The sequence below is a fragment of the Streptomyces torulosus genome, from assembly GCF_001419765.1.
Taxonomy (GTDB): Bacteria; Actinomycetota; Actinomycetes; order Streptomycetales; family Streptomycetaceae; genus Streptomyces; species Streptomyces torulosus.
In genome coordinates, this window is record NZ_LIRK01000031.1 from 1 (window position 1) to 25076 (window position 25076).

Annotated in this window: 24 protein-coding genes, 1 pseudogene and 1 riboswitch; of the genes and pseudogenes, 14 read left to right on the top strand and 11 right to left on the bottom strand. The window is 71.2% G+C overall.

Annotated elements, in window-relative coordinates; translation table 11 throughout:
- Window positions 1-557: 557 nt before the first annotated feature.
- The 6 genes from AOK23_RS03085 to AOK23_RS03110 all read left to right on the top strand — a co-directional run bounded on the left by AOK23_RS03085 (window position 558) and on the right by AOK23_RS03110 (window position 5793).
- Window positions 558-1409: a fumarylacetoacetate hydrolase family protein gene (locus AOK23_RS03085; RefSeq protein ID WP_055711206.1), complete on the top strand. Its 852-nt coding sequence runs from the start codon at window positions 558-560 to the stop codon at window positions 1407-1409.
- An 11-nt stretch (window positions 1410-1420) separates the two neighbouring features.
- Window positions 1421-2758 carry an L-fuconate dehydratase gene (locus AOK23_RS03090; protein ID WP_055711207.1) on the top strand — a complete coding sequence of 446 codons (1338 nt, stop codon included), beginning with the start codon at window positions 1421-1423 and terminating at the stop codon, window positions 2756-2758.
- Complete coding sequence (locus AOK23_RS03095; protein ID WP_055711208.1) at window positions 2755-3510, top strand: SDR family NAD(P)-dependent oxidoreductase; 756 nt, start codon at window positions 2755-2757, stop codon at window positions 3508-3510. The genes AOK23_RS03090 and AOK23_RS03095 overlap by 4 nt, the downstream gene beginning before the upstream one ends.
- Entirely contained in the window at window positions 3507-4559 is a 1053-nt protein-coding gene (locus AOK23_RS03100; protein WP_055711209.1) for an aldo/keto reductase, read from the top strand. The genes AOK23_RS03095 and AOK23_RS03100 overlap by 4 nt, the downstream gene beginning before the upstream one ends.
- On the top strand, window positions 4556-4867 hold the full coding sequence (locus AOK23_RS03105; RefSeq protein WP_055711210.1) for an L-rhamnose mutarotase: 312 nt from the start codon (window positions 4556-4558) through the stop codon (window positions 4865-4867). The genes AOK23_RS03100 and AOK23_RS03105 overlap by 4 nt, the downstream gene beginning before the upstream one ends.
- Before the next feature lie 83 nt (window positions 4868-4950).
- A complete protein-coding gene (locus AOK23_RS03110) occupies window positions 4951-5793 on the top strand; it encodes an amidohydrolase family protein (protein ID WP_055711226.1) in 843 nt (280 codons plus the stop codon).
- 40 nt (window positions 5794-5833) lie between these two features.
- Here AOK23_RS03110 and AOK23_RS03115 read toward each other — a convergent pair whose 3' ends face one another.
- From AOK23_RS03115 to AOK23_RS03130, 4 genes are read right to left on the bottom strand one after another with little or no spacing between them, the layout of a single operon-like run.
- Window positions 5834-6691, bottom strand: coding sequence for an energy-coupling factor ABC transporter ATP-binding protein (locus AOK23_RS03115; RefSeq protein ID WP_055711211.1), 858 nt, complete (start codon window positions 6689-6691; stop codon window positions 5834-5836).
- Window positions 6688-7437, bottom strand: coding sequence for a cobalt ECF transporter T component CbiQ (cbiQ, locus tag AOK23_RS03120; RefSeq protein ID WP_055711212.1), 750 nt, complete (start codon window positions 7435-7437; stop codon window positions 6688-6690). Before cbiQ ends, AOK23_RS03115 begins: the two co-directional genes overlap by 4 nt.
- A 6-nt stretch (window positions 7438-7443) precedes the next feature.
- Window positions 7444-7803, bottom strand: coding sequence for an energy-coupling factor ABC transporter substrate-binding protein (locus AOK23_RS03125; RefSeq protein ID WP_055711213.1), 360 nt, complete (start codon window positions 7801-7803; stop codon window positions 7444-7446).
- Window positions 7800-8498 carry an energy-coupling factor ABC transporter permease gene (locus AOK23_RS03130; RefSeq protein ID WP_055711214.1) on the bottom strand — a complete coding sequence of 233 codons (699 nt, stop codon included), beginning with the start codon at window positions 8496-8498 and terminating at the stop codon, window positions 7800-7802. Before AOK23_RS03130 ends, AOK23_RS03125 begins: the two co-directional genes overlap by 4 nt.
- A 30-nt stretch (window positions 8499-8528) precedes the next feature.
- Window positions 8529-8712, bottom strand: a riboswitch (cobalamin riboswitch).
- Between the two features lie 242 nt (window positions 8713-8954).
- Here AOK23_RS03130 and AOK23_RS03135 point away from each other — a divergent pair.
- Complete coding sequence (locus AOK23_RS03135; protein ID WP_055711215.1) at window positions 8955-9692, top strand: DUF1775 domain-containing protein; 738 nt, start codon at window positions 8955-8957, stop codon at window positions 9690-9692.
- Window positions 9693-10005: 313 nt separating this feature from the next.
- Window positions 10006-11051 (top strand): annotated as a pseudogene (gene nicT, locus AOK23_RS03140) (Nickel transporter NicT).
- Window positions 11052-11103: 52 nt separating this feature from the next.
- On the opposite strand, the gene AOK23_RS03145 reads toward nicT, so the two are convergent.
- Window positions 11104-12420, bottom strand: a complete 1317-nt coding sequence (locus AOK23_RS03145) for an MFS transporter (protein WP_055711216.1) — start codon at window positions 12418-12420, stop codon at window positions 11104-11106.
- A gap of 210 nt (window positions 12421-12630) precedes the next feature.
- Here AOK23_RS03145 and AOK23_RS03150 point away from each other — a divergent pair, with 210 nt between their 5' ends.
- Window positions 12631-12990 (top strand): ArsR/SmtB family transcription factor, encoded by a 360-nt coding sequence (locus AOK23_RS03150; protein WP_055540448.1) that lies wholly within the window; start codon window positions 12631-12633, stop codon window positions 12988-12990.
- 26 nt (window positions 12991-13016) lie between these two features.
- Here the strand turns inward: AOK23_RS03150 and AOK23_RS03155 are convergent, their stop codons facing one another.
- Window positions 13017-15107, bottom strand: coding sequence for a glycoside hydrolase family 43 protein (locus AOK23_RS03155; protein WP_055711217.1), 2091 nt, complete (start codon window positions 15105-15107; stop codon window positions 13017-13019).
- A gap of 384 nt (window positions 15108-15491) precedes the next feature.
- Here AOK23_RS03155 and AOK23_RS03160 point away from each other — a divergent pair, with 384 nt between their 5' ends.
- Entirely contained in the window at window positions 15492-16328 is an 837-nt protein-coding gene (locus AOK23_RS03160; protein ID WP_055711218.1) for an SMP-30/gluconolactonase/LRE family protein, read from the top strand.
- A gap of 155 nt (window positions 16329-16483) precedes the next feature.
- Here the strand turns inward: AOK23_RS03160 and AOK23_RS03165 are convergent, their stop codons facing one another.
- Window positions 16484-17068: a DinB family protein gene (locus AOK23_RS03165; protein WP_055711219.1), complete on the bottom strand. Its 585-nt coding sequence runs from the start codon at window positions 17066-17068 to the stop codon at window positions 16484-16486.
- Between the two features lie 113 nt (window positions 17069-17181).
- Between AOK23_RS03165 and AOK23_RS03170 the strand changes: the two genes are divergently transcribed.
- The gene (locus tag AOK23_RS03170) at window positions 17182-18360 is read left to right on the top strand and encodes an alpha/beta hydrolase (protein WP_055711227.1); all 1179 of its coding nucleotides are present in this window, start codon (window positions 17182-17184) and stop codon (window positions 18358-18360) included.
- A gap of 122 nt (window positions 18361-18482) precedes the next feature.
- On the opposite strand, the gene AOK23_RS03175 is transcribed toward AOK23_RS03170, so the two are convergent.
- The 3 genes from AOK23_RS03175 to AOK23_RS03185 form a co-directional block, all read right to left on the bottom strand.
- Window positions 18483-19109, bottom strand: a complete 627-nt coding sequence (locus tag AOK23_RS03175) for a polysaccharide deacetylase family protein (RefSeq protein ID WP_157877923.1) — start codon at window positions 19107-19109, stop codon at window positions 18483-18485.
- 278 nt (window positions 19110-19387) lie between these two features.
- Entirely contained in the window at window positions 19388-19978 is a 591-nt protein-coding gene (locus AOK23_RS03180; protein ID WP_055711221.1) for an SMI1/KNR4 family protein, read from the bottom strand.
- Window positions 19979-20015: 37 nt separating this feature from the next.
- Window positions 20016-20558: a GNAT family N-acetyltransferase gene (locus tag AOK23_RS03185; RefSeq protein WP_055711222.1), complete on the bottom strand. Its 543-nt coding sequence runs from the start codon at window positions 20556-20558 to the stop codon at window positions 20016-20018.
- A 190-nt stretch (window positions 20559-20748) separates the two neighbouring features.
- On the opposite strand from AOK23_RS03185, the gene AOK23_RS03190 reads away from it, so the two are divergent.
- Together AOK23_RS03190 and AOK23_RS03195 are read left to right on the top strand one after the other, a co-directional pair.
- Window positions 20749-21297 carry a snapalysin family zinc-dependent metalloprotease gene (locus tag AOK23_RS03190; protein ID WP_055711223.1) on the top strand — a complete coding sequence of 183 codons (549 nt, stop codon included), beginning with the start codon at window positions 20749-20751 and terminating at the stop codon, window positions 21295-21297.
- Window positions 21298-21515: 218 nt separating this feature from the next.
- Entirely contained in the window at window positions 21516-22355 is an 840-nt protein-coding gene (locus AOK23_RS03195) for a patatin-like phospholipase family protein (protein ID WP_055711224.1), read from the top strand.
- A gap of 249 nt (window positions 22356-22604) precedes the next feature.
- Here the strand turns inward: AOK23_RS03195 and AOK23_RS03200 are convergent, their stop codons facing one another.
- Window positions 22605-23540: a (2Fe-2S)-binding protein gene (locus AOK23_RS03200; RefSeq protein WP_420823684.1), complete on the bottom strand. Its 936-nt coding sequence runs from the start codon at window positions 23538-23540 to the stop codon at window positions 22605-22607.
- Window positions 23541-23736: 196 nt separating this feature from the next.
- Between AOK23_RS03200 and AOK23_RS03205 the strand changes: the two genes are divergently transcribed.
- On the top strand, window positions 23737-24936 hold the full coding sequence (locus AOK23_RS03205; RefSeq protein ID WP_055711225.1) for an ATP-grasp domain-containing protein: 1200 nt from the start codon (window positions 23737-23739) through the stop codon (window positions 24934-24936).
- Window positions 24937-25076 lie beyond the last annotated feature (140 nt).

The following is a 25076-nucleotide window of genomic DNA, read 5'->3' on the forward strand; positions in this document are numbered from 1 at the left end:
GCCGATGGCGGGCTTGTCACCGCCCGAGCCCGCCGAGCCGGAGGAACTGTCGCGGTTGCACGCGGTGAGCAGACCGAGGGCCGCGACGGCACAGGCCGCTACGGCGGTGGAGCGGGTGCGAGCGAACTTCATGGCCGGGTTCTCTCCTTAGCCGGGACGGGGGAAGCCCCCTGAGGGCATGCGCGGACCGATGGGAGGGGAGGGGTGAGGGTCAACCGGTGTACGAGCAGCGGAGTTTGAGCAGCCACTACGCCGTGGGAATCCGTGGGAATCCGCGGAACGATTCCTCCGATGTATCTCGGACGACGAGGACGTTACGACGGCATTGCAGGCGCTGACAAGAGGTAGTTCGCAGTGATCTCCGTCGGTGGTCGGGTGACCGTCCCTCGGTGACCGCAGGACTATTTCGCCCATGAAGGACCTTTGGCCTGCGGGGAGCGGCTGCATCCGGCAAATACATCCGAGGAATACGTTGTCAGCCCGCCGTTCGACCTCTACAGTCACGGTGCGCCATTCCTCCGATGACTCCTGATCTCCTATGGCAAGGGAGCTGCTCAGTGAAACTGCTACGCGTCGGCGCCCCCGGCGAGGAGCGCCCCGCGGTCCGCACCGATGACGGCCGGCTGCTGGATCTGTCCGCCGTGACCGCCGACATCGACGGCACCTTCCTCGGCTCCGGCGGCATCGAGCGGGCCCGCGCCGCCCTCGAAGCGGGCGGACTGCCCGAGATCGACCCCGGCGGCCTGCGGATCGGCGCCCCCGTCGCCCGCCCCGGCAAGATCGTCTGCGTGGGCCTCAACTACCGCGACCACGCTGCCGAGACCGGGGCCGCGATCCCCGAACGCCCCGTAGTCTTCATGAAGGACCCGGGCACGGTCGTCGGCCCCCACGACGAAGTGCTCGTCCCGCGTGGCTCGGTGAAGACCGACTGGGAGGTCGAGCTCGCCGTCGTGATCGGCCGCCGCGCCCGCTACCTGGAGAGCCCGGACGAGGCGGCCGGGGTGATCGCGGGCTACGCGGTCAGCCACGACGTCTCCGAACGCGAGTTCCAGCTCGAGTACTCGCCCCAGTGGGACCTCGGCAAGTCCTGCGAGACCTTCAACCCGCTGGGGCCCTGGCTGGTCACCGCCGACGAGATCGACGATCCGCAGGACCTGGAGCTGCGCCTGAGCGTCAACGGCGTCAAGCGCCAGCACGGCCACACCCGCGACATGATCTTCCCGGTCCACCAGGTCGTGGCCTACCTCAGCCGGTACATGGTCCTGGAGCCGGGCGACGTGATCAACACCGGGACGCCCGCAGGCGTGGCCCTCGGCCTGCCCGGCACCCCCTATCTCCGCGCCGGCGACACCGTCGAGCTCGAGATCGACGGGCTCGGAGGCCAGCGCCAGACCTTCGGCCAAGCGTGAAAGGCACCCCCTTGACTGCAACCCCTGCCCGGATCACCGCGGTCGACACCTACGACATCCGGTTCCCCACGTCTCGGGAGCTGGACGGGTCCGACGCGATGAACCCGGATCCCGACTACTCCGCCGCCTATGTCGTGCTGCGCACCGACGCCGGCGACGGGCTCGAAGGCCACGGTTTCACCTTCACCATCGGCCGCGGCAACGACGTCCAGGTCGCCGCCATCGGCGCCCTCCGCCCCCACCTCCTCGGCCGCTCGGTGGACGCGCTGTGCGCCGACCCCGGCTCCCTCAACCGCGACCTGATCGGCGACAGTCAGCTGCGCTGGCTCGGCCCCGAGAAGGGCGTGATGCACATGGCGATCGGCGCCGTGGTCAACGCCGTGTGGGACCTGGCCGCCAAGCGCGCCGGACAGCCGCTGTGGCGACTGCTCGCCCACGCCGACCCCGAGTGGCTGGTCTCCCAGGTCGACTTCCGCTACATCGCCGACGCCCTCACCCCCGAGGACGCCCTCCAGCTGCTCCGCGACGGCAGGACCGGGCTCGCCGAGCGCGAGGCGGCACTGCTGGAGCGCGGCTACCCCGGCTACACCACCTCCCCGGGCTGGCTCGGCTACTCCGACGAGAAGCTCACGCGCCTGGCCGAGCAGGCCGTCGCCGACGGCTTCAGCCAGATCAAGCTCAAGGTCGGCGCCGACCTCGCCGACGACGTCCGCCGGATGCGCACCGCACGTGCCGCCGTCGGATCCAAGGTCCGCATCGCCATCGACGCCAACCAGCGCTGGAACATCGGCGAGGCCGTCGAATGGACCCGCGCCCTCGCCGAGTTCGACCCGTACTGGATCGAGGAACCCACCAGCCCCGACGACATCCTCGGCCACGCCGCCGTCCGTGAGGGCGTCGCCCCGGTGAAGGTCGCCACCGGCGAACACGTCCAGAACCGCATCATCTTCAAGCAGCTCCTCCAGGCCGGTGCCATCGACGTCCTGCAGATCGACGCCGCACGCGTCGGCGGCGTCAACGAGAACCTCGCCATCCTGCTGCTCGCCGCGAAATTCGGGGTCCCGGTCTGCCCGCACGCCGGCGGAGTCGGCCTGTGCGAACTGGTCCAGCACCTGTCGATGTTCGACTACCTGGCCCTCTCCGGCACCACCGACGACCGGGTCATCGAGTTCGTCGACCACCTCCACGAGCACTTCACCGACCCGGTCGTGCTGCGCGAGGGCCACTACCTCGCACCACGCACCCCCGGTTTCTCCGCCACCATGCACCCCGGGTCGCTCGCCGAATACCGTTACCCCGACGGCACTTTCTGGGCCGCCGACCTCGCTGGACGGGAGGAAGTCGCATGACGGATCTGACAGGGCTGCGCGCGGTCGTCACGGGTGGCGCGTCCGGTATCGGACTGGCCACGGCCCGGCTGCTGGCCGCGCGGGGCGCCGGGGTCGCCGTGTTCGACCTGAACCCCTCCGACGTCCCTCCGCCGCTGCTGGCCCTCAAGGCGGACGTCACGGACGACGCCTCCGTACGGGCCGCCGTGGGCGACGCCGTCGAACACCTCGGCGGTCTGGACATCCTCGTGAACAACGCCGGCATCGGCGCCATCGGCACCGTCGAGGACAACCCCGACGAACAGTGGCACCAGGTTCTCGACGTCAACGTCCTCGGCATCGTGCGCACCAGCCGCGCCGCCCTGCCGCACCTGCGGAACTCCGACCACGCGGCCATCGTGAACACCTGCTCCATCGGCGCCACCGCCGGGCTGCCGCAGCGTGCCCTGTACTGCGCCAGCAAGGGCGCGGTCCTCTCCCTGACCCTCGCGATGGCCGCCGACCACGTCCGTGAGGGCATCCGCGTCAACTGCGTCAACCCCGGCACCGCCGACACCCCCTGGGTCGGCCGGCTCCTCGACGCGGCCGACGACCCCGAGGCCGAGCGCGCCGCCCTCAACGCCCGCCAGCCCATGGGACGCCTCGTCACCCCCGACGAGGTCGCCGCCGCCATCGCCTATCTGGCGAGCCCCGCCGCGGCCTCCGTCACCGGCACCTCCCTCGCCGTCGACGGGGGCATGCAGGGACTCCGGCTCCGACCGGCGGCCTCATGAGGACCAGGACCCTCGGCCGCACCGACGTCGAGGTCACCGAACTGTCCTACGGCGCCGCCGGCATGGGCAACCTCTACCGCCCGGTGGCCGACGAGGAGGCCGCCGCCGCGATCGACGCCGCCTGGGACGCCGGGATCCGCACCTTCGACACGGCACCCCACTACGGCCTCGGCCTGTCCGAACGCCGCCTCGGCGAGGCCCTGCGCGACCGCCCCCGGGACACCTACACCGTCTCCACGAAGGTCGGCCGCCTGCTCGTGCCCGCCGACGCCGACGGCGACGGTGACGGTGACGACCTGGCCAACGGCTTCGCCGTCCCCGCGACCCTGCGCCGCGTCTGGGACTTCAGCGCCGACGGCGTCCGCCGCTCCCTCGAAGCCAGCCTGGACCGTCTGGGCCTGGACCGGGTGGACATCGTCCTCCTCCACGACCCCGACGACCACGCTGAGCAGGCCCTCGACGAGGCGTACCCGGCACTGGAACGCCTCCGCGGCGAAGGTGTCGTCGGCGCGATCGGCGTCGGCATGAACCAGTCCGCGCTCCCCGCCCGTTTCCTGCGCGAGACCGACATCGACGTCGTCCTCCTCGCCGGCCGCTACACCCTCCTCGAACAGGAGGGCCTCACCGACGTGCTCCCCGAGGCCGCCGCCCGCGGCAGAAGCGTCCTCATCGGCGGCGTCCTCAACTCGGGCCTCCTCACCGACCCCGCCCCCGGCGCCACCTACGACTACGCGCCCGCCCCGGAGCCCGTCCTCGACCGGGCCCGCCGGCTCAAGGCGGTCACCGAACGCCATGGCGTTCCCCTGCGAGCAGCCGCCCTCCGCTTCCCGCTCGGCCACCCGGCGGTCGCGAGCGTCCTCACCGGCGCCCGCTCCACCGACGAGGTGCGCGACACCGTGGAGCAGTTGAGGGCGCCCGTACCGGCCTCCCTCTGGGACGAGCTGCGCGCGGAAGGTCTGCTCGCCCCGGACGTCCCGGTGCCCACGCCCCGGACGACGCCCCTGGACACGCCCCTTGAGGGAACCCCGTCGCCGAAGGAGCCGTCGTGAGGGTCGCCCTGCACACCAAGGTCCGCGCCGACCGCGTCGCCGAGTACGAGGCGGCGCACCGCGAGGTGCCCGAGGAACTGACCGCCGCGATCCGCGCCGCCGGGGTCAGCGCGTGGACGATCTGGCGCAGCGGCACCGACCTCTTCCACGTCCTGGAGGTCGAGGACTACCCGGCGATGATCGCGGAGCTGGAGAAACTGCCCGTCAACATCGCCTGGCAGGCCCGCATGGCCGAACTCCTGGACGTCGTCCACGACTACTCCGCGGACGGCTCCGACGCCTCACTGCCCGTGGTGTGGGAACTGTGAGCGGGACGGACACCGGCACGCCCTCGGCCGTCGGCGCCACAGTCACAGGCGGTGAAGGCGGGGGCACGGAAGGGGGCGTCGGGATCGTCGACGCCCACCACCATGTCTGGGACCTCGCCGTCCGCGACCAGGACTGGATCACCGGTCCCGAACTCGCCCCGCTGCGCCGTGACTTCTCCCTCGCGGACCTGGAACCGGAGGCGCGTGCCGCCGGAGTCAGCGCCACCGTGCTGGTGCAGACGGTCACGGTGGCCGAGGAGACCCCCGAGTTCCTCGCCCTGGCCGCCGGGAGCGACCTGGTCGCCGGGGTCGTCGGCTGGACCGACCTCACCTCGCCCGAGGTCGCCGACACCCTCGCCGGGCTGCGCGAAGGGCCGGGCGGCGAGCACCTGGTGGGCGTCCGCCACCAGGTGCAGGGCGAACCGGACCCCCGCTGGCTGACGCGCCCCGACGTACTGCGCGGCCTGGCCGCCGTCGCCGACGCGGGCCTCGTCTACGACCTGCTGGTGAAGCCCCACCAGCTCCCGGCCGCCGTGGAGGCCGCCCGGCGTCTGCCCCGGCTCACCTTCGTCCTCGACCACCTGGCCAAACCGCCCGTCGCCTCCGGTGAACTGGAGCCGTGGGCAGGGGAGATACGGCGGCTGGCCGCCTTGCCGAACACCGTCTGCAAGCTCTCCGGTCTGGTCACGGAGGCCGACTGGGACACCTGGCGGGTCGCCGATCTCCAGCCGTACGCCGCCACCGTCCTGGACGCGTTCGGCCCCGACCGGCTGATGTTCGGCTCCGACTGGCCCGTCTGCCGGCTCGCCTCCGACTACCGCGAAGTGCTGGACACGGCCGAGACATTGGTCTGCGGGCTCAGCCCGGCCGAACACCACGACGTCTTCGCGGGCTGCGCCGTCCGCACCTACGGCCTGCCGATCTGACCCACCGCGGTGAGGCCCTTGCCCCGGCCGCGCGGCGGGGTCAGCCGTCGGCCGGTACCGGGGGAGCGGCGCCCGCCAGCGCGGCCAGCTCGTCCGGGGTGCGCGGACCGGGCGCGTCGTCCGTCAGCAGGCCCCGCTCGCGCAGGAGCCGGGTGACCGCGATGCCCCAGGGGAGGCGCAGCCCCGCCTGTTCGAGGAGGTCCGTGCGGGCCAGCATCGCGGCCACCGGGCCTGTCCGCGCGCCGGCCGGGGTGAGCAGCGCCGCGTCGTCGGCCCACCGCAGCGCCAGATCGACGTCATGGGTGGCCATCACCACGGTCGTGCCGGACCGGCGGAGCCCGTCCAGGGTGGCGAGCAGCCGTTCCTGGCCGTCGGGATCGAGGCCCGCGGTCGGCTCGTCGAGGATCAGCACCCGGGGGCGCATCGCCACGGCGCCGGCGATCGCGGTCCGCTTGCGCTGGCCGTAGGAGAGCAGATGGGTGGGCCGGTCGGCTAGGGCGGAGATACCGAGCGCGGCGAGTGCCTCGTCCACCCGTACCCGCACCTGGTCGTCGGGCAGCCCGAGGTTCAGCGGCCCGAACGACACGTCCTGGGCGACCGACGCCGCGAACAGCTGGTCGTCGGGGTCCTGTACCACCAGCTGGACGGTCGTCCGCAGCCCGGTCAGGCCCTTGCGGTCGTACGACACCGGCCGCCCCTCGACCGTCAACTCGCCCGAGCGGGGCCGCAGTCCGCCGCTGAGCAGCCGCATCAGCGTCGTCTTGCCGCTGCCGTTGCGGCCCAGCAGGGCGAGCGCACGGCCCTCCCGCACCTCGAAGTCGAGATCGCTGAGCACGGCCGGGCCGTCCTCGTACGCGTATGACACGCCCCGCAGGGCGACCAGCACGGGCTCGCTCATGTCAGCGGCCTTTCCAGGACGAAGGTGAGAGCGGCCACGGCCGCGAGGAGGACCACACTGACCGTGGTGAAGCGGACGGAGACCCGCGCCTCGGGCACCAGGACGCGCAGGGTCCCGTCGTAGCCCCGCCCGGCGAGCCCCGTCTGGAGCCGCGCCGCCCGGTCGAAGGCCCGCACGAACGCGGTCGCGCCGAGCCCGGCGAGGGACCGCCAGGTGGCGGCCCGCGTGGTGTGCCCGAGCCGGGCCGCCTGCGCGTCGCGGATCCGGCGTACGGAGTCCAGGAGCAGAAAGCTCATGCGGTACGTCACCAGGGCGACGTCCACCACCGGCGCGGGCACCCCGGCTCGCACCAGCCGGGGCAGCAGATCCGACATGGGGGTGGTGAAGGCGAACAGCAGGACTCCCAGGGAGGCGGCGGAGGTCCGCAGCAGCAGCTCCGCCGCACGGACCGGACCACCCTCGGCGAGGGTCACGAAACCGTCGGGCCCGCCGACCTGGACGAGCAGCGGCAGCGCCCCGGTCACACAGAACCCGAGCGGCACCCGGTAGGCGCGCCACAGTCGGCGACGCGGCACGCCGGCCGGTCCCAGCAGCACGACCAGCGACGTCAGCAGGACCAGGGCCGCGCCGGGCCAGGGCGGCAGCGAGATCGCGAGCACGGTGAGGCCGAGCCCGAGCACGGCCTTGTCCACGGGGTGGCGGCGGCGCCAGCGACTGCTGTGCGCCGCCTCGTCGATCGGCAGCACGTGGCGTCAGACCTCTTCGGCGCCGGACCCGGCCGGCGTCTTCGCGGTCTCCCGCTGTGCCAGCGCCCGAGCCTCGCCCTGGCGGCGGCCCCGGTGCAGGCCGAAGTAGTAGGCGAGGACGCCCGCGCCGAGGGCGGCCTGGAGGGAGAACAGCGCGGACTCGATCTCACCGGAGGGCGGCTCGTACAGGGGGGAGAACCACGGCTTGTAGTCCGGCTCGATCTCGGTGATCGCGCTCTCGGCCTCCCCGTCGGCCCCCGTGAACGGTTCCTTCTTGTGGTCGCCGAGGCCGAGCGCCAGCGGCAGCACCGCGAGCGCGGCCACGACCACCAGCAGCAGGAGGTTGATCTTCGTGTTCCGGCTCATCGCGCCACCGCCTCCGTCGTCGTGTCCCGCTTGCCCGCCACGAGCACCCCGAGCCGCGTCAGCTCGCCCTTGCTCGACTGCACCAGAAGCCGCATCACGAGCACCGTGAGCAGACCCTCGCTCACCGCGAGGGGGAGCTGGGTGATGGCGAAGATGGAACCGAACTTGCCGAGCGCGCCCAGGAATCCACTGCTCGGGTCCGGGAACGCGAGCGCCAGCTGGACGCTGGTGACGCAGTAGGTGGACAGGTCGGCGAAGAACGCGCCGAAGAACACCGCGACCATCAACGGCACGTCGTAGCGCCGCAGCAGCTTGTAGACGGCGTATCCGACCCAGGGGCCGACGATCGCCATGGAGAAGACGTTCGCGCCGAGCGTGGTCAGGCCGCCGTGGGCGAGCAGCAGGGCCTGGAAGAGCAGGGTGATGGTGCCCAGTACCGCCATGATCGGCGGCCGGAACAGGATGGCGCCCAGTCCGGTGCCGGTGGGGTGGGAGCAACTGCCGGTGACGGACGGCAGCTTCAGCGCGGACAGGACGAAGGTGAAGGCCCCCGAGGCACCGAGCAGCAGCGTGCTCTCCGGGTGCTCCCTGACCTCACGGGTGAGTGACCGTACTCCGTGGACGACGAACGGCGCGGACGCGACACCCCAGGCGATCGCGTGCGCCGGAGGAAGGAAACCCTCGGCTATGTGCATGGCTCAGCAGACCCTCTCCAGCACCTCGTGGATGGTTGACGTGCCTTGGCCGGTCTCCTGGCTGACGGGTACCACCGCCCGTGCTCCGCCTTCCCGGGTCACAAGGACCCAGTGGCTGTCCGCGAGGACTGGAGCCGGACTTCCCGATCACAGTGGCGAGGGCCGCACCGGCATCACACCGGATTTCCCGTTCACCAAGGCGTGGTGACAGTAGTGCCCGCACAAGGGCGCTGACAAGCGCAGACGGGGGCGTGAAGACGGTGGTGAACAGCACACACCCCGGCGCACGCCCCAGCAGTCCCACGCGGCGCACACCACGGGAGGCCCAACGGCCCTGCCCCATACGGCGGATTTGCCGGTACGGCGACCGTCCCGTTGCCGAGGGCCGCCCTTTGCCGGTGCACGGGCCCTGCGCTTGAATGCAGGCTTCACACCTTCGGCACAAGGGAGTCAGCTGTGCACCGCCCGACCCTGGCACGCAGCACGCGCCGTCTCGGCGTCCTCACCGCGACCGCGCTCGCGGTCGCCGTCGCCACCGCGGCACCGGCCGCGGCCCACGCGGAGGTCGAGGCGGAGGGCGCCCGCGCCCTCGACCAGAACGTCGAGCTGACCTTCTCCGCCGAGTCGGAGTCCGCCTCGGCCGGCATCACGAAGCTGGAGGTGATCCTGCCGAAGGGCATCACCCCCGCCGACGTCACCTACGAAGAGGGCCCCAAGGGCTGGAAGTTCGCCGCCACCGACCGGGGCTACACCGTCTCCGGACCGAAGCTCGCCGTCGGGGAGGACGCCGAGTACGAGGTCACCGTACGGCAGTTGCCCGACGTCAAGTCGCTCGTGTTCAAGACCCTGCAGTCCTACAGTGACGGCAAGGTGGACCGCTGGATCGAACTGGACGACTCCGGCGGTGACGGACACGGCCACGGCCACCCCGCGCCCCGTCTGGACCTGAAGCCCGCCGCGCCCGGCGCGGAGCTCGTCAGCCCCACCCCCAGCCCTTCGGAGGAGCCCTCGACGGCGGCCCCTTCGGCGGAGCCCAGCGCCGAGAAGACCCCGGCGCCTTCGGCGAAGCCCGCGGCGGACGACACCGACGACGACGGCATCCCCCTGGCCGTCCCCCTCGGTATCGGCGCGGCCGTCCTCGTCCTCGGCGGCGGCCTGTGGTGGTGGCGAAGCCGCCGCGAGGGCTCCGCCTGACCCCGGTCGACGCGAACGGCCTTGTGCCTGACGTTGGTTGGGCACACCGGCCACGGCGGTGGGCGCCCTCCACGCCGTACGAACCCTGCGTCGAGCGCTTCCGGCCTTCGGTCGCCGGCCCTGCCGCGACCTGACCGAAACGTGGCACGGGCTTTACTGCGACCTAGTTGCAGCTACCCATCACCGGCACAAGGCTGAGGGGGCCGACCGCTCGACGACAGAAGGCGCACGTTCCATGGCCACAGCCTCCGAAACCGCCCGACCGGCCCCCGCCGGGGAGGGCGGCTTCTCCTGGCGTCGGGTCCGCGCCTCCATGACCCGCGAGGAGTGGGCGAGCCTCGGCGCGATGGCCGCGTTCATCCTGGCGCTGCACCTCATCGGCTGGTTCACCCTGGTCGTGATCGTCGCCCCCGAGCACTACAGCGTCGGCAGCAAGACCTTCGGCATCGGCATGGGCGTCACCGCCTACACCCTCGGCATGCGGCACGCCTTCGACGCCGACCACATCGCGGCCATCGACAACACCACCCGCAAGCTGATGAGCGAGGGGCGACGGCCGCTGTCGGTCGGCTTCTGGTTCTCCCTCGGCCACTCGTCGGTCGTCTTCGTCCTCACCTTCCTGCTCTCCCTCGGCGTCAAGGCGCTCGCCGGGCCGACCCGGAACGAGGACTCCGGACTGCACGCCGTCGCCGGCTGGATCGGCACCACCGTCTCCGGCACGTTCCTGTACGCCATCGCGATCGTCAACCTGGTGATCATGGTGGGCATCTGGAAGGTGTTCCGCGCCATGCGGGCGGGCTCCTACGACGAGGCCGCGCTGGAGGAGCAGCTGAACAAACGGGGCTTCATGAACCGGCTCCTCGGCCGGCTGATGCGGTCCATCACCGAGCCGTGGCAGATGTTTCCGCTCGGGCTGCTCTTCGGCCTCGGCTTCGACACGGCCACGGAGGTCGCGCTGCTGGTGCTGGCGGGATCGGGCGCGGCCTCGGGGCTGCCCTGGTACGCGATCCTGTGCCTGCCCGTCCTGTTCGCGGCCGGCATGTCACTGCTGGACACGATCGACGGCTCGTTCATGAACTTCGCCTCGGCTGGGCGTTCTCCCAGCCGGTCCGCAAGGTCTACTACAACCTCACCGTCACCGGCCTCTCGGTCGCCGTCGCCCTCATCATCGGCACGGTCGAACTCCTCGGCCTGATCGTCGAGAAGGCGGGCCTGCACGGCCCGTTCTGGGACCGGGTCGCCGGCGTCGACCTCAATACCGTCGGCTATGTCGTCGTCGCCCTCTTCTTCGCGACCTGGGTGATCGCCCTGCTGGTGTGGCGCCTCGCCCGGATCGAGGAGAAGTGGACGACGGGCTGAACTCCCGCAGTGCGTCAGTGAGTCGCCAGGGGAGCCGTCTGTTCCGGTGTCATCAGAGGCCCGCGTGGAGTCCGTCCGTGAGTCGTCCGTGGCTGTGGCGCCAGCCCGTCGGTACCCGTAGGGCGTCCGCCAGATGCGGGTGGCCGAGGGGCAGGTCGGAGTGCACATGGGTCGCGGGCGGCGCCGGCCAGAGCCGTACGGCCAGCAGCGCCGCGGCCAGCGCGATCGCCCCCAGGGCGAGCGTCGTCCAGTCGAGTCCGGCCGTCGCGCCGAGCCAACCGGCGAGCGGGTAGGTCAGCAGCCAGCAGCCGTGCGAGAGGGAGAACTGGGCGGCGAACGCGGCCGTGCGCTCCCCGGCCGGCACGGACCGCCGGATCAGCCGCCCGGTCGGCGTGAGCACCGCCGAGCACGCCGCGCCGAACGCGGCCCACACGCCGAGCAGCGCGGGCACCCGCCACGCGCCGCTCGACGCCGCGGTGACGGCACCCAGCCCGGCGAAGACGACCGTCAGCAGCAGCGCGGCCGGCAACATCACCGCCCGGTCCGGCACCCGGTCCAGCAGCCGAGGCAGCGCCAGCGCCACCACCATCGACCCGGCCCCGTACGCGCCGAGCGCCAGCGGTACGGCACCCTCGGACAGGCCCAGCACATCGCGGACGTACACCACGGAGTTGACGGTGACCATCGCGCCGGCGGCGGCGACCGCGAGGTCCAGGGCGAGCAGCGCCCGGAGCCGGGGGACGGTGAGGAACCCGCGGATGCCCGAGCGGCGACCGCCCCCGGGCCCGGGGCGTGCCGTGCGTTCGGGCAGCACGGCCGAGACGACCAGCGCGGCCGACGCGAGGAAGCCGAGAACGGTACCGGTGAACAGCCAGTTGTAGGTGATGACGGACAACAGCGCCGCCGCGAGCGCGGGGGAGAAGAGGCTCTCCAGGTCGTAGGCGAGACGGGACATCGACAGCGCCCGTGTGTAGGCGCGCTCCTCGGGCAGCACGTCCGGGATCACGGCCTGGAACGTCGGCGTGAACACCGCGGACGCCGACTGGAGGAGGAACACCAGGACGTACACCTGCCAGACCGAGTCCACGAACGGCAGGAGCAGCGCGACCCCGGCGCGCACCAGGTCCGCCGTCACCATGAGCGCCCGGCGCGGCAGCCGGTCCGCGATCGCGCCGACGGCCGGGGCGACCGCCACGTACGCCACCATCTTGATCGCCAGCGCCGTGCCCAGCACGGACCCGGCGGCGGCGCCCGCCAGGTCGTACGCCAGCAGCCCCAGGGCGACGGTCGCGAGACCCGTACCCACCAGCGCGATGACCTGGGCGGCGAACAGACGCCGATAGGTGCGGTGACGCAGGACGGCGAGCATACGGGCGGCTCCCCTCTGCACGAAGGCTCGGCGTGACGGCCTCGGGCGACGGCTCGGCGTGACGGGTCGGCGTGACGGTCGAAGCGACCGCGCGCGATGTCCTCCGAGTGTAGCCATCATGTGCGCATCTGCGCACATGATGGCCCTGGAGTCGCCGTCACGACCGTCACGATCGGCCCACGGCCCGGCCGATGGCTCTAGGCTGGCCTCATGCCAGAACGCCACGCCGTGTCACCTGCACCCGGTGCGCATCTGCGCGCTCCCGACAGCGCGCGGCTCACCGAGGCGACGGGGGTGTTCGCGATGCTCTCCGACGTCACCCGGCTGCATCTGCTGTGGCTCCTCGCGCAGGGCGAGTCCGACGTCGGATCCCTGGCCGAACGCTGCGACGCGTCCCGGACCGCGGTCAGCCAGCACCTCGCGAAGCTGCGACTCGCGGGGCTCGTGCAGACCCGCCGCGAGGGGCGCCACATCCACTACAGCCTCAGCGACGGACATCTGCGGCGGCTGGTCGTCGAGGCGCTCAGCCACGCCGACCACCGCGTCAGTGGACAGGCGCCCCACGACTGACTTCCGCGCGTGTGCTCGGGAGAGGCTCAGACGGGGTCGATGGACCCGAGGGTGGGGACGACCTCCTCGATGGAGCCGTCGGCCGCGAACACCAGCCGGTCCAGGGTCGACTCGCGGTGTGTGCCGTCGCCGCGCGGCGTTCCGGGGCCGGGAACCGCGAACCGGTGGTAGCAGATGAACCAGTCGTCGGTGCCGGGGACGTTCACGACGGTGTGATGGCCGGTCGCGAGGATCCCGTACTCGGGGCGCTTGCGCAGGATCACCCCCTTCTTGGTCCACGGCCCGAGCGGCGAGGGCCCGGTGGCGTAGGCGACCCGGTAGTCCTCGCTGCGGGTGTCGTCCTCCGACCACATGAAGTAGTAGACGCCCCGCCGCTTGATGACGAACGCGCCCTCGCGGAAGCCGTCGGGGGTGAACCGCCGCACCCGCTCGGGGTCGAACGACACCATGTCGTCGTGGAGGGGCACCCCGTACGCCTCGGTGTTTCCCCAGTACAGGTACGTGGTGCCGTCGTCGTCCCGGAACACGGCCGGGTCGATCATCTGGCCGGCGTAGTCGTCCCGTGCGATGAGGGGACGGTCGAGCGCGTCCCGGAAGGGGCCCGTGGGGCTGTCCCCGGCGGCCACGCCGATCTGCTGGTTCGCGCAGAAGTAGAAGTAGTACGCCCCGTCGCGCTCCCCGGCGGCCGGCGCCCACGCGTACCGGTCCGCCCAGCTCACGTCGGACTCCAGGTCCAGGACGACGCCGTGGTCCTGCCAGGTGACGAGGTCGTCGGAGGAGTGGACCGTGAACCGGGTGCCGCCCCAGCCCTCGAAGCCGTCGGTCGTCGGGTAGATGTAGTAACGGCCGCCGAACTCCTGGATGTTGGGGTCGGCGGTCAGCCCCGGCAGCAGCGGGCTGCGCATATGGAGGGCCTCGACCGTCCAGGTGCGCCGGGTGCCGTCGGCGGCCGTGACCGTGTACGTGCGCGGGGCGCGGAAGTCGCGCGGGGTGCCGGACGGCGGGTCGATGCTCGCCCCCGCGGCCAGGTCGAAGTCGGGGGCGAGCGCGTCGAGTTCGGTCCCCGGGTGCAGCGGCAGCACGACCTTCGAGGTGTGCTCGTCGACGAGGGCGTACGCCTTCATCCCCGCCCGCACATGGGCGTCGACGACGGACGTGCTCGGCGCGTACGCGGCCAGCAGCCGCTCGTACTCGGCCCGGGTCACCGGCAGGACGGAGCCGTGCCGGGCACCGGGCGGCAGGGCGTGGTCCTCGCAGGGCGTCCACTTGCCGGAGTCGAGATCGGTGGTCTCGAAGGGGACGTAGCCGCGCCCGCTGAACTCGTCGATGAACAGGTACCACTTGGCCTCGGTGTTGGACCTGAACACGATCGGGCCCTCGCCCTGCTCGATCACCCCTTGCCCCACACGGTCGGCCACGAACGCGTACGACGTCGCCCGCAGGTCGGCCGACTTCTCCACGGTGATGAACTTCCCGCCGGGCGCCTCGGGCGAGTTGGCGCGCTCGTCCTTGGTGAAGCGGTAGTAGGTGCCGTCGTGCCGGACGACCGTGGAGTCGATGACGGAGTGACCGGGGTCGTTCCAGAGCCGGGGTTCGCTGAAGACCCGGAAGTCGCGGGTGGTCGCGTACAGCATCACGTTGTGCGTGTCGGCGGTGTGCTCCGGGTCGTCGGCGGCGTACAGCTTGGAGGCCCAGAAGACGACGTACTCGTCCCGGTCGGGATCGTGACACGCCTCCGGTGCCCAGAGGTTGCCGGCCGTGCCGGGGGCGAGGGGGGCCAGTCGCCGGTCGGTCCAGTTCACGAGGTCGCTGCTGTCCCAGACCATGAGCGCGGTGCTGCCGGTGCGCTGGACGCGGTCCCAGTCGCCGTTCTGCTCGCCGTGCATACGGAGGTCGGTGGCGATCAGATGGAACCCGTCGCCCCGCGGCGAGCGGACGAGAAACGGGTCACGCAGGCCCTTCGTCCCGAGGTCCGACGTCAGGACCGGGGCGCCGCCGTTCAACTCGCGCCAGCGGAGGGGGTCGTCGCCCCTGCTGAGCGCGAACCGGATCTGCTCGCCGTCCGGGCTGCCCTCGCCGGTGAAGTAGACGAAGACGTAACCGGCGTACTCCTGCAAGCCGACCTCCAGAGCTGCGAGCTTTTGACGCTTCCTGTTGGAAACCCGTCGAAGAGTGTTGCTATCTGCGTCGACGCACGTCAATCACCGAACTAGTCCCGGACGCCATCGAAAGTTTCGACCGCGAGGGAGGGACGTAGACAAATATCGCCCCGCGTCATGGCGACCCCGCGCAACCTCGCCATCAGTCTGATCCGTCAGGCGGGCTGGGCGAAATTCGCTGCCCCCGCCGGCCACGATCGGTCACGCCCCGAGCACGCGCTCGACCTACTTCATCTCGCAGCCTGAGACGCATCGGTCCTGGCTCCGAATCGCAGTGCGGACCGCGATGAGTTCTGGTGCCTGGGCAGGTCTGTCCCTGTACGAAGCGAGAGGAGAGGCGTGATGAGCGCACCCGAGGTCCTGATGGAAGCCGTCGTGTTCGGCGAGTCACCGCGCTGGCACAACGAGCAGCTCTGGTTCTCCGACTGGGGCGCGAACCAGGTGATCGCGCTTGACGCCGACGGACGCCATGAGGTGGTGGTGACCGTCCCGTCGTTCCCGATGTGTATCGACTTCCTCCCCGACGGGCGACTGCTCGTCGTGGACTCGGCACAACGACGGCTGCTGCGCCATGAACCGGACGGATCACTCGTCCAGCATGCCGACCTTTCCAAGGTCTCGGAGAAGCCGTGGAACGACATCGTGGTCGATGACCGGGGCAACGCCTATGTCAACACCATCGGTTTCGACTTTCCCGGCGGTGAGTTCGCGCCGGGCTTGATCGTGCTCGTCACGCCGGAAGGCAACGTCAATCAAGTTGCCGACGGCCTCGCGTTCCCCAACGGTATGGCGATCAGCCCAGACGGTGCCACGCTGATCGTTGCTGAGTCATATGCGAACCGGCTCACCGCCTACGACATCGGCAGCCACGGCGGCCTCGGCAACCGGCGCGTGTGGGCGGAGACACCCGACGACCACCCGGACGGAATCTGCATGGATGTCGAAGGCGCCGTCTGGTACGCCGACGTCGGCAACCAGCACTGTGTTCGTGTGCGCGAGGGTGGTGAGGTGCTCGCTACAGTCGACCTGGATCGCGGCGCCTTCGCCTGCGCGCTCAGCCGCGGGGACGACCCCCGTCTGTTCGTCGTCGGCCAGACCTGGGGCGGACCCGAGTCGCGGCAACCCAGCGGGCGGGTTGTGGCGTTCCCGGCACCAGCACCGGGTGCCGGGAAACCCTGACCCAGCCAGGCTCGGTGTCTCACTGACTGAGAACGCATCAGCCCTGAGCAACAGGGCGGTCAGCTCCCAGAGTTCATCGGAACCAGACGCTTTGACGGATCAGCACCCACGACCGGCATCATGCCGCACCAACATCAAGTCACGTGAGACAACATCTACGCCTTGATCGGTGCGGTCGACCTGGCGGCCTGCTCGATCTTCGCGCAGTGGGCTGCACGGGCTTCCTCGTCGATCTGCTTCTCGTGTTCGGCGCGCAATCCGGTCCGGCCGTCGAGGCCCTCGCGGAGGATATCGGCGTGCCCGGCATGCCGGACGGACTCGGCGAGGACATGGACCATGATGGCGAACAGGTTCGTGTTGGGACAGGGCTCCGGCCACCACGGCACGTGGCCGGGGGCGTCGAGGGGAAGCTCGTTGATCGTCGCGTCCGAGTGTTCCCACGTGCGCCGATAGAACCCGATGATCTGATCGCGGGTCTCGTCCTCGGTCGCCCACAGATCGCTGCCGTTGTGGTCCTGCCACCGGGGCAGCGGCTCCGGGGAAGGGCGGTCGAATACCTCGCCGAAGTATCTGGCCTCGACGGTGGCCACGTGTTTGACCAGGCCGAGGAGGTTGGTCCCGGTCGCTGTCAAAGGTCGGCGCGCGTCGTATTCGGACAAGCCGTCGAGTTTCCAGAGCAGCGCCTCGCGGTCCCGCCGCAGTCTCCCGTGCAGGTCGCGTTTCGCGAATTCATCGATCATGCGGCACGAGCCTGTCACGGGTCGTTCGTGGTCTCAAGATCCCGTACGTGGTCCGCAACGACAGGGAGAGGGCTCGGCCATTCTTCAGAGGTGACGGGGGTACGTTCATGGACATGCCGTTGGGATACATGGCGACGACCGCGCTCTTCGCCTGGTGCACTTTCTTCGCCGTTGTCGCGCCCCGTCGGCCTCGGCCACTGGGGACCCTGAGTTTCTGGTTCGGCCTGGGCCTCAACGAGGTGCCGTTCGCGGGCATCTGTGTCCTGGCGGCCTCCACGGCACTGGCCGCCGCCCAGGGCGATCTGGACTCCCCGGCCGCCAGGGTGACAGCCACGGTGGCCGCTGTCGCCAGCGTGGGCCTCGCTGTCTCCGCCTGGCGGGGCCTGCGCACGGATCAGGTGGTCGGCCGGGCTCTTGAGCAGGGCCTCGGGGCCGGCTGGCGGGATCGTGTCCACGCACCGCTGCGCCGCCACCGGCCCTGGACCCGCATCCTGCTACTGCCGGGCCTGATGCGGCGGCGTGACGTGCAGCGGATCCCCGACATCCGCTACGGGGACGCCGGGCGCCGGAATCTCCTCGACGTCTACCGCCGCCGCGACGCACCGCCGAACGCGCCGGTCCTGGTCTACTTCCACGGCGGCGGGTACACAAGCGGAGCGAAGAACCGCGAGGCTCGACCCCTGCTCTACCGACTCGCCGGCCAGGGGTGGGTGTGCATCAGCGCCAACTACCGACTGCGGCCCCAGACGACTTTCCCCGGCCATCAGATCGACGCCAAGAAGGTCATCGCCTGGGTCCGCGAGCACGCCCCCGAGTACGGCGCCGATCCGTCGAGGCTGTTCGTGGCGGGCAGCTCCGCCGGCTCCAACCTGGCGGCCGTGTGCGCGCTCACGCCGAACAACCCAGTGTTCCAGCCCGGATTCGAGTCGGCCGACACCTCGGTCACCGCGGCGATCTGCCTCTATGGCTACTACGGCCACTTCTTCGGCGAGGAACCCGGTGAAACGCCTTCCCCGAACCAACCGTACGCGTACCTCAACCCCGGTGCGCCACCGTTCCTCATCGCCCATGGCACCAAGGACGCGCTGGCGACCGTGGAGGGCGCCCGGAACTTCGTCGACCAGCTGCGCCGGGTCTCGGAGCGCACCGTGGTCTATGCCGAACTGCCCGGCGGACAGCACTCGTTCGACCTCTTCCACTCACCGCGCTTCGAGGCAGTCGTGGACGGCGTCGAAGCCTTTGCCGCCTGGATCCTGGCTGCTCCGGAGCGCGCGCGTGACTCAACCCGTTAGGTCGTTCCCGATGCCTTTTACCGGGTGGCCGGATCAAGGCCGAGGCTGGGAGGGGCCGCATTGCGCCGAGACACGAAACTGACGGATGCGCGGTGCTCGATGAGCAGTGGAAACACGCTCTTTCAGGGCGTGTCCGCGCTGCCTGCCGAGCTGGCCACAGGTGTGAGCAGGGTGCGGAGGTCGATGACGCGGTAGCCACGTGCGGTGATCGCGTCGAGCATCCGCGGCAGTGCCTGCGCGTCGATCACCTCGGCGCGGCCCTCGGACGCACCGACGTGCATCTGCATGATCGCCCCTGGACGCAGGGCGTCCAGCGCCCGGCCCACCGCGAGGTCCACGGTCATGCCGCCTTCGGTGCCCTTCCACCCCTTGGTGTCGGCGGTGAATTCGATGTCCGCGAAACCCAGGCCGTTGACCTCGTCGATCTGCGCAGCGCTGGTCTCGCTGTAGGGAAACCGGAAGTACGGTGTCAGGGACCGTCCTGCCCCGGCCGCGCGCAGGGCCTGGTCCGCTGCCTGGACCTCGCGGTGTCGTCCGGCTGTGGTCAGGCCCTTGAAGTAGGGATGGCTGTAGGAGTGGTTGCCCACCCCGTGCCCTGCGGCCGCTACCCTCCTGACCACCTCGGGGTGGCGGTCGGCAAAAGCGCCGGTCAGGAAGAACGTGGCAGGCGTGCGTCGACGGGCGAGGTCGTCGAGAATGCTGTCGAGGCCGGCGTCGTTCCAGGCCGCGTTGAAGGTCACCGCGACCACCCGCTCAGACGTACGGATCACGCGGTTCTCCGACCCGAACAGCGCCCGCAGGCCGTCTGCGGTCGCTCCCGGGCGCGTCGAAGCAGCTCTCGCCGTCCCGGCCAGAGGTCCGGTCACCGCCCCCCAAGCCCCGGCGAGCAGCCCGGCAGTCATCAGACGGCGGGAGACCTTACGGCGTGCAGCGAGAGAGTGCGCTTCCATGCCACCGTCATCGGCCGACCGATACCCGCCCTTGAGCCCGTACCGGGGAAAGCCTCCACGCCTTACGGCAACAGCCCTCAGGCATCCGCGAACCAGGAGCGGCCCTCGGCCCAGTGGTTCACCCAGCCCGTGAAGCCAGGCTTGCCGGGCATCAGGGCCTCGGGTGACTGGGGGCCGAAAGGGATCGCGCCCTCGCCGGCGATCTGCCAGATGTGACCGCGCTGCGGGCCGGTGACGATCAAGTGCCAGTACATGCCGCAGCCGTCGGTGCCCAGCAACAGCGAGCCGTGATCGAACACGGGGGCCAACCGGGCCTCGAACTCTTCCTCCGACAGTGTCTCCTCGTCACCCTCGTCCTCCCACAGCCATGCCGCCGTGAGCGGGAAGGGCTCGGCAAGACGGCGCTCAGGGCGATTCGAGCCCCAGTCCGAAGGTATGTGCGTGAGGGGCAGCAGACCGTAGTAGGGCGGTCCGGCGCGCAGTCCGTCGCAGATCTCCGCCACGAACGTGCGGTACGGCTCCGGGAGGAGGATGCCGTGCTCCGCCTCGAAGGACCGCACCGCCTCCCAGCCGGCCGGCGGCGCCGCCTCGGGACGGGACGCGAAGATCTCGCGGAGGGTGACCAACTCGGCTGGGTCGCAGGTTTCCGTGTTCATACCGATCATCATGCAAGATCCGAAGCTGCCACTCTGGACGGCTAGGGCCCTAAGCCCGTATGCCGCTCCAGGTATCGAGGCGCAGGTCCCGGACGTACCAGTCGAACCGCGTCCCGTCCTCGCCCCGTGTGTGCTTGTCGGGGATGAAGCCGGTTCGGCGGGCGACTGCGGCGGAAGCGGCGTTCTCCGGCTCCACTCGGATCACGGCCTCCTTCCCTCCCTCGGCGGCGGCGTACCCCGAGATGAGGAGCACCGCGCGGGTGGCCAGGCCGCGCCCCCTCCAGGGCGGGTAGAGGCCGTAGGCGACGTTGACCTGACCGGGGGTCAGGCCCGCCACGGTGAAGCGCAGGTCGATCGTCCCGGCCAGGACCTCATCGGTGCCCACCCGGATGCCGAAGGCGCGCAGCGGGCCGGCGGTCTCCCACTGCTCCTGACAATGCCGTAGGTACGCGTCGACGCCCTCGCGTGTGCTGCGACCGCCACTCAGCCAGCGAACCAACTCCTCGTCCTCGCCGGCGAGATGGACTTCCGCGTCTTCCGGTCGCAGCGGGGACAGGGTGACGGTCCCGTCGGACAGCTTCACTTCACGCATCCGGTGATTCTTGACTTCGCGCACCGCGACACGCCATCGGATTCCGGAGGACCCCGGGGCAGAGCCCCTGTCCCGGGCGGACGGCCGGGGTGGCGGCCCATGATCCGTCTTGGCCTGAAGTGATCTTGGGGTGTACATGCAAAGTCATTACCTTGCGTCGACATCTGTCCATGCGAGAGAGGTGACTCCTGTGGCCCGAGTACTGAAACCGTTGTCGGCCGTGGTCCTGGCGTGCGGCGCCCTGGTGAGTGTCGGCACGCCGGCCGGCGCCGCCAACCCGGCACCGGAGATCATCCCGATCGACCTGTTGTTGGCCGGTTCCTACACCGACGTGTCCCGCGAGGCGATCGCGATTTGGAACAAGGCCGTCCCGACGATCAAGTTCGTCGAACAGGACACTCCGGCGGCACTGCGGGTCATGTCGTACAAGACCGCCAAGGGTGTCCAGTCCCACGTCAACATCAAGGGCGCGGGCCGGGGGTGGGTGTACCTGGAGGTCGGCGACGCCCAGTTGTACAAGCCTTCCCGGATCGTCGTCCACGAGCTGGGGCACATCCTCTCGCTCCCCGATTCGGGCCCGGGCCCCTGCTCCAAGGTGATGACGGGCGCCTCAGCAGGAGCGGAGTGCCCCAACGATCAGCCGGACGCCGCGGAGATCGCCGCCGTCACCGACTACTTCGCCAAGAACAACGTGGGTGACCGGGTCCCGTGGTGGGGGTCGGGAAGTCCCGCGCGGTAGCGGTGTTCGGCGCCCGGTCGCCCGGTCGCCCGGTCGCCCGGTCGCCGGGTCGCCGGGTCGCCGGGTCGCCGGGCGGTCGGCCGAAGAGCGGAGCCCTCACCTCGTACCGGGGGGCACTCCCCGTTTCAAGTGCTAAGGTCGGTCGGGTAAACGGGGACAGCTCCCCGTTCCGTCTCCGGCGGGCAGGGCGTCCGCGGTCGATCAGGGGGAGGGGCGCCATGTCCAGCACCGCACTCGTGCTCGGCGGCGGCGGACCGGTGGGCGGAGCCTGGATGGTGGGAGTGCTCGCCGGGCTGAGTGAGGCCGGGGTCGATCTCGGGAGCGCCGATGCCGTCATCGGCACGTCCGCCGGCGCCGTCTTCGGTTCCCGGCTCCGGTCCGGCGTCCCGGCCGTGGACCTCTACCAGCGTCAGCTCTCCGGGGCCGACGCGGTCCGGCTGCCGGTGACGGCCCGCCAGACCGCGAGCTACCTCTGGGCGGCGCTCGGCTCCCGCGACCCCCAGAGATCCATTGAACGCCTCGGCCGGGCGGCACTCCGTGCCCGGACCGGCCCGGAGTCGGACGTCTTCGACACGGTCGGCCCGCTCCTGGGCGACGTACGCGACTGGCCCGAACGGGCGTTGTGCATCGCCGCGGTCGACGCGCGGGACGGGCGGACCGAGGTGTTCGACTCGACGTCCGGGGTCACACTCCTCGAAGCGGTCGCGGCGAGCTGCGCCGTGCCCGTCGTGTGGCCGCCGGTCACCGTGGCCGGCCGGCGCTGGATGGACGGCGGCAGCCGTTCGACCGCCAACCTCCAACTCGCCCGCGGGTACCGCCGGGTACTGGCGGTCGTCCCCGTCCCACGGGCGGTCGGCCCGCATCCGAGCGCCGCGCAGCAGGCCGCCGAACTCTCCGACGCCGGGGCGCGTGTCGTCCTACTGACCCCGGACAGTGCCGCGCGTCGTGCGATGGGCCGCAATCTGGCGGACGACACGCACCGGCCCGCCGCAGCCCGCGCGGGCCACGCCCAGGCCGGCGTGCTGGCCCCCTCGGTCGTCGAGGTCTGGCAGGGGTGATGTGCGTCAAGGCGAGGCACAGGGCGCGCCCGCAGTCGACTTCGGGTCGATGCCACCGCCGTCGGCGCGTCCGCAGCCGACTTCGGGGCGCCGACTTCGAGGCCGATGACACCGCCGTTCCTCGCTGAGCCACGGCCCGCCCCGGCCGTCGAGCCGCCCGGCAGTCGAGGCGACACCCGACAATCGAGGCGCCCCGCAATCGAGTCGCCCGGCTCCCGGCCGCCGCCTGCGGGCCGTTGACCGCCCGCCTCAGCCCTCCAGCCGCCGCAGACGTTCCGCGTCGCAGGTGCGGGGGCAGGTGGAGCAGGCCTCGGCCGGGCGGATCGTGTAGTAGAGGCAGCAGCCCCTGCGTGTGCGGGTCGGGTGCTCGTGGCCGTCGGCCGTGCGCAGTACGCGGAAGTCGGCGCCGCCAGGGAAGGGCGCGCGGGCGGCGGGCAGCACCTCCGACGCGGCCCTGACCCCGGCGGCCTCGTCCCCCCGTGTGCGCCCGAGGTACCAGAGCCCGGAGACCAGGTCGTCGGAGACCATGCCCCACAGTGCCCGCGAGCCCCGGCGTACATACGGCCCGAACGCCTCCAGTACCGGCCCCATGTGGTCCGCCACGGCCGCCCGCAACTCGGCCCGCAGCGCCTCCTGGTGCGTGACCGTCCGCGCGCCGTCGAGCACCGCCGCGGGGTCGTCCGGCAGGCAGACGAGGTCGGTTCCGGGTCGGATCTCGTACGTGCCCGACGCCACGTCCACCCGAATGTCATCGGGAGCGATGCGCGGCACCCGTCGCTCCAGATACCAGGCACCGCTCATCAGCAGGGCGACCGACCACACATAGTCATGGAGGGCCCGGGAGGCGGCGACATGGCGGGGCGCGGTGTGGTCGTAGCGACTCAGGATCCGCGCGGCCTCGGCCTCGACGAATGCCTCCAGCCCTTCCCGACCGTTCGTCAACACCACGGTGCCCGTGGTCATTACGGGTGACGGCGCCGTGGGGCCCTGGCCCGGTTCCCAGACCCGTACGGACAGCACCTCGCACATCTCGTCCAGACGGCGGTAGGCGGCGGCGAGGAGACCCGCGACGCCCGTCGGGGTGGAGGGGAGGAGATCCGCGACGTGCGTGGGGGTGGCGGCGGCGAGGCCCGGCGCGTGCGGGGGAGCGGCGGCCCGGGGGAGCGCCAGGGAGGCCATGGTCATCGGCAACTCCAGAGCGTGAGGGAGTTTGGTGAGGCGAGGAGGTAAGCCTTACCTTAGCTGCAAGATCAAGTGCTGATGGCCAAGTGGGGTGCGGATCGTGAATCGCGGGGCTGACCAGACCGCCTCCGCGGCCCTCTTCGTCGCCGGCCCGTCCCGTCCGACCCCTCACCCGCCAGCGGAAGCCGTGCACCGTCCCATGCGTCTGTACCTCCTCGCTCTGAACCCCACCGACTCCGTCACCGAGGGCTTCCTGCCCGCCGTCGCCCGGCTCGGTCCGGACGTCACGATCCTCACCGACCAGCCGGACGCCCATCGCGCCGCGTACCCGGAGCACCCCCGTGTCGAGGTCCTCGCGTGCGACGTACGCGACTTCCGCGCCGTCATCACCCGGATCTCCACCCACCACCGGCCCGCCGCGGTCTTCACCAACAGTGACCACCTCCAGACCCAGGCCGCCCTCGCCGCGCAGTACTTCGGGCTGCCGGGCAAGGACTGGCGGGCCACCGTGCGCTGCAAGGACAAGGGCGAGATGCGCCGTCGGCTCGCCGCCGCCGGGGTGGACACCGTCTGGTCCGCCGAGATCGCCGAACCGGCCGACCTGACCGGCCCGCCGGTCGCCGACGCGCCGTACCCCTGCGTCCTCAAGCCCCGCGAGGGCGTCGCCAGCGAGGACGTCGTGCTCGTCGAGAACCCCGCCGACCTCGTCGCTCACGGCAAGGAGATCCTCGCCCGACGCCCCGGTGCCACCCTGGTCGTCGAGGAGTATCTGCCGGGTGAGCTGTACACCCTGGAGACCCTCGGAGACGGTCGCGTCCGGCATGTCCTCGGCGGCTTCCACACCGAGGTCTCCCCGCCGCCGTACTTCATCGAGGAGCGGATGACGTTCGTGCCGGCCCACCCGGAGCCGGTCGTCGCGCAGGTTCTCGCCCAACTCGACGCACTGGGCGTCGACTTCGGCGCCTGCCACACCGAGTTCGTCGTCCACGAGGGCCGGGCGCGCGTCATCGAGGTCAACTACCGGGCCATCGGCGACCAGTGCGACCTGCTCCTCGCCGAGCTGCTCGACCTGCCCCTCTTCGAGCACATCCTCCGCACCCACCTCGGCGAGCCACTCCCCGCCGACCTGGAGCCACGACGCGACGGCGCCGCCCGCCTGGAGTACCCGTGCGCCGACCGGGCCGGAACTCTCGTCGCGGCACCGGAACCGACCGAACTCCACGTCGAGGGTGTCCATCTGACGTACCGTCCGCTGCGCCGCCTCGGCGAGCGGCACGAGCTGTACCGGACCAACCGCGACTACCTGGGTGTGCTCCGCGCGACCGGCACCGGTCAGGAGGCCGTCGATCAGGCGGTGGCGGAGTTCGTCGCCGCACACAGATGGGAGATCCAGCCGTGACCTCCACCGCCACCACCGCCGCAGCCGCCGCCGAGATGGCAGCCCTCACCGCAGCCACCGAAACCGCAGTCCTCACCGAAGCCGCCCCGGAAGCCGTCACCCCCGCCGCCCCGGAAGCCCCCGACCCCGCCGCCCCCCAG

Coding starts and splice junctions, on each gene's coding strand:
- AOK23_RS03095 (WP_055711208.1), top strand. CDS start 2,755: ATGACGGATCTGACAGGGCTGCGCGCGGTCGTCACGGGTGGCGCGTCC.
- AOK23_RS03100 (WP_055711209.1), top strand. CDS start 3,507: ATGAGGACCAGGACCCTCGGCCGCACCGACGTCGAGGTCACCGAACTG.
- AOK23_RS03115 (WP_055711211.1), bottom strand. CDS start 6,691: ATGAGCGAGCCCGTGCTGGTCGCCCTGCGGGGCGTGTCATACGCGTAC.
- AOK23_RS03125 (WP_055711213.1), bottom strand. CDS start 7,803: ATGAGCCGGAACACGAAGATCAACCTCCTGCTGCTGGTGGTCGTGGCC.
- AOK23_RS03130 (WP_055711214.1), bottom strand. CDS start 8,498: ATGCACATAGCCGAGGGTTTCCTTCCTCCGGCGCACGCGATCGCCTGG.
- AOK23_RS03145 (WP_055711216.1), bottom strand. CDS start 12,420: ATGCTCGCCGTCCTGCGTCACCGCACCTATCGGCGTCTGTTCGCCGCC.
- AOK23_RS03150 (WP_055540448.1), top strand. CDS start 12,631: ATGCCAGAACGCCACGCCGTGTCACCTGCACCCGGTGCGCATCTGCGC.
- AOK23_RS03160 (WP_055711218.1), top strand. CDS start 15,492: ATGAGCGCACCCGAGGTCCTGATGGAAGCCGTCGTGTTCGGCGAGTCA.
- AOK23_RS03165 (WP_055711219.1), bottom strand. CDS start 17,068: ATGATCGATGAATTCGCGAAACGCGACCTGCACGGGAGACTGCGGCGG.
- AOK23_RS03170 (WP_055711227.1), top strand. CDS start 17,182: ATGCCGTTGGGATACATGGCGACGACCGCGCTCTTCGCCTGGTGCACT.
- AOK23_RS03180 (WP_055711221.1), bottom strand. CDS start 19,978: ATGATGATCGGTATGAACACGGAAACCTGCGACCCAGCCGAGTTGGTC.
- AOK23_RS03185 (WP_055711222.1), bottom strand. CDS start 20,558: ATGCGTGAAGTGAAGCTGTCCGACGGGACCGTCACCCTGTCCCCGCTG.
- AOK23_RS03195 (WP_055711224.1), top strand. CDS start 21,516: ATGTCCAGCACCGCACTCGTGCTCGGCGGCGGCGGACCGGTGGGCGGA.
- AOK23_RS03200 (WP_420823684.1), bottom strand. CDS start 23,540: ATGACCATGGCCTCCCTGGCGCTCCCCCGGGCCGCCGCTCCCCCGCAC.
- AOK23_RS03205 (WP_055711225.1), top strand. CDS start 23,737: ATGCGTCTGTACCTCCTCGCTCTGAACCCCACCGACTCCGTCACCGAG.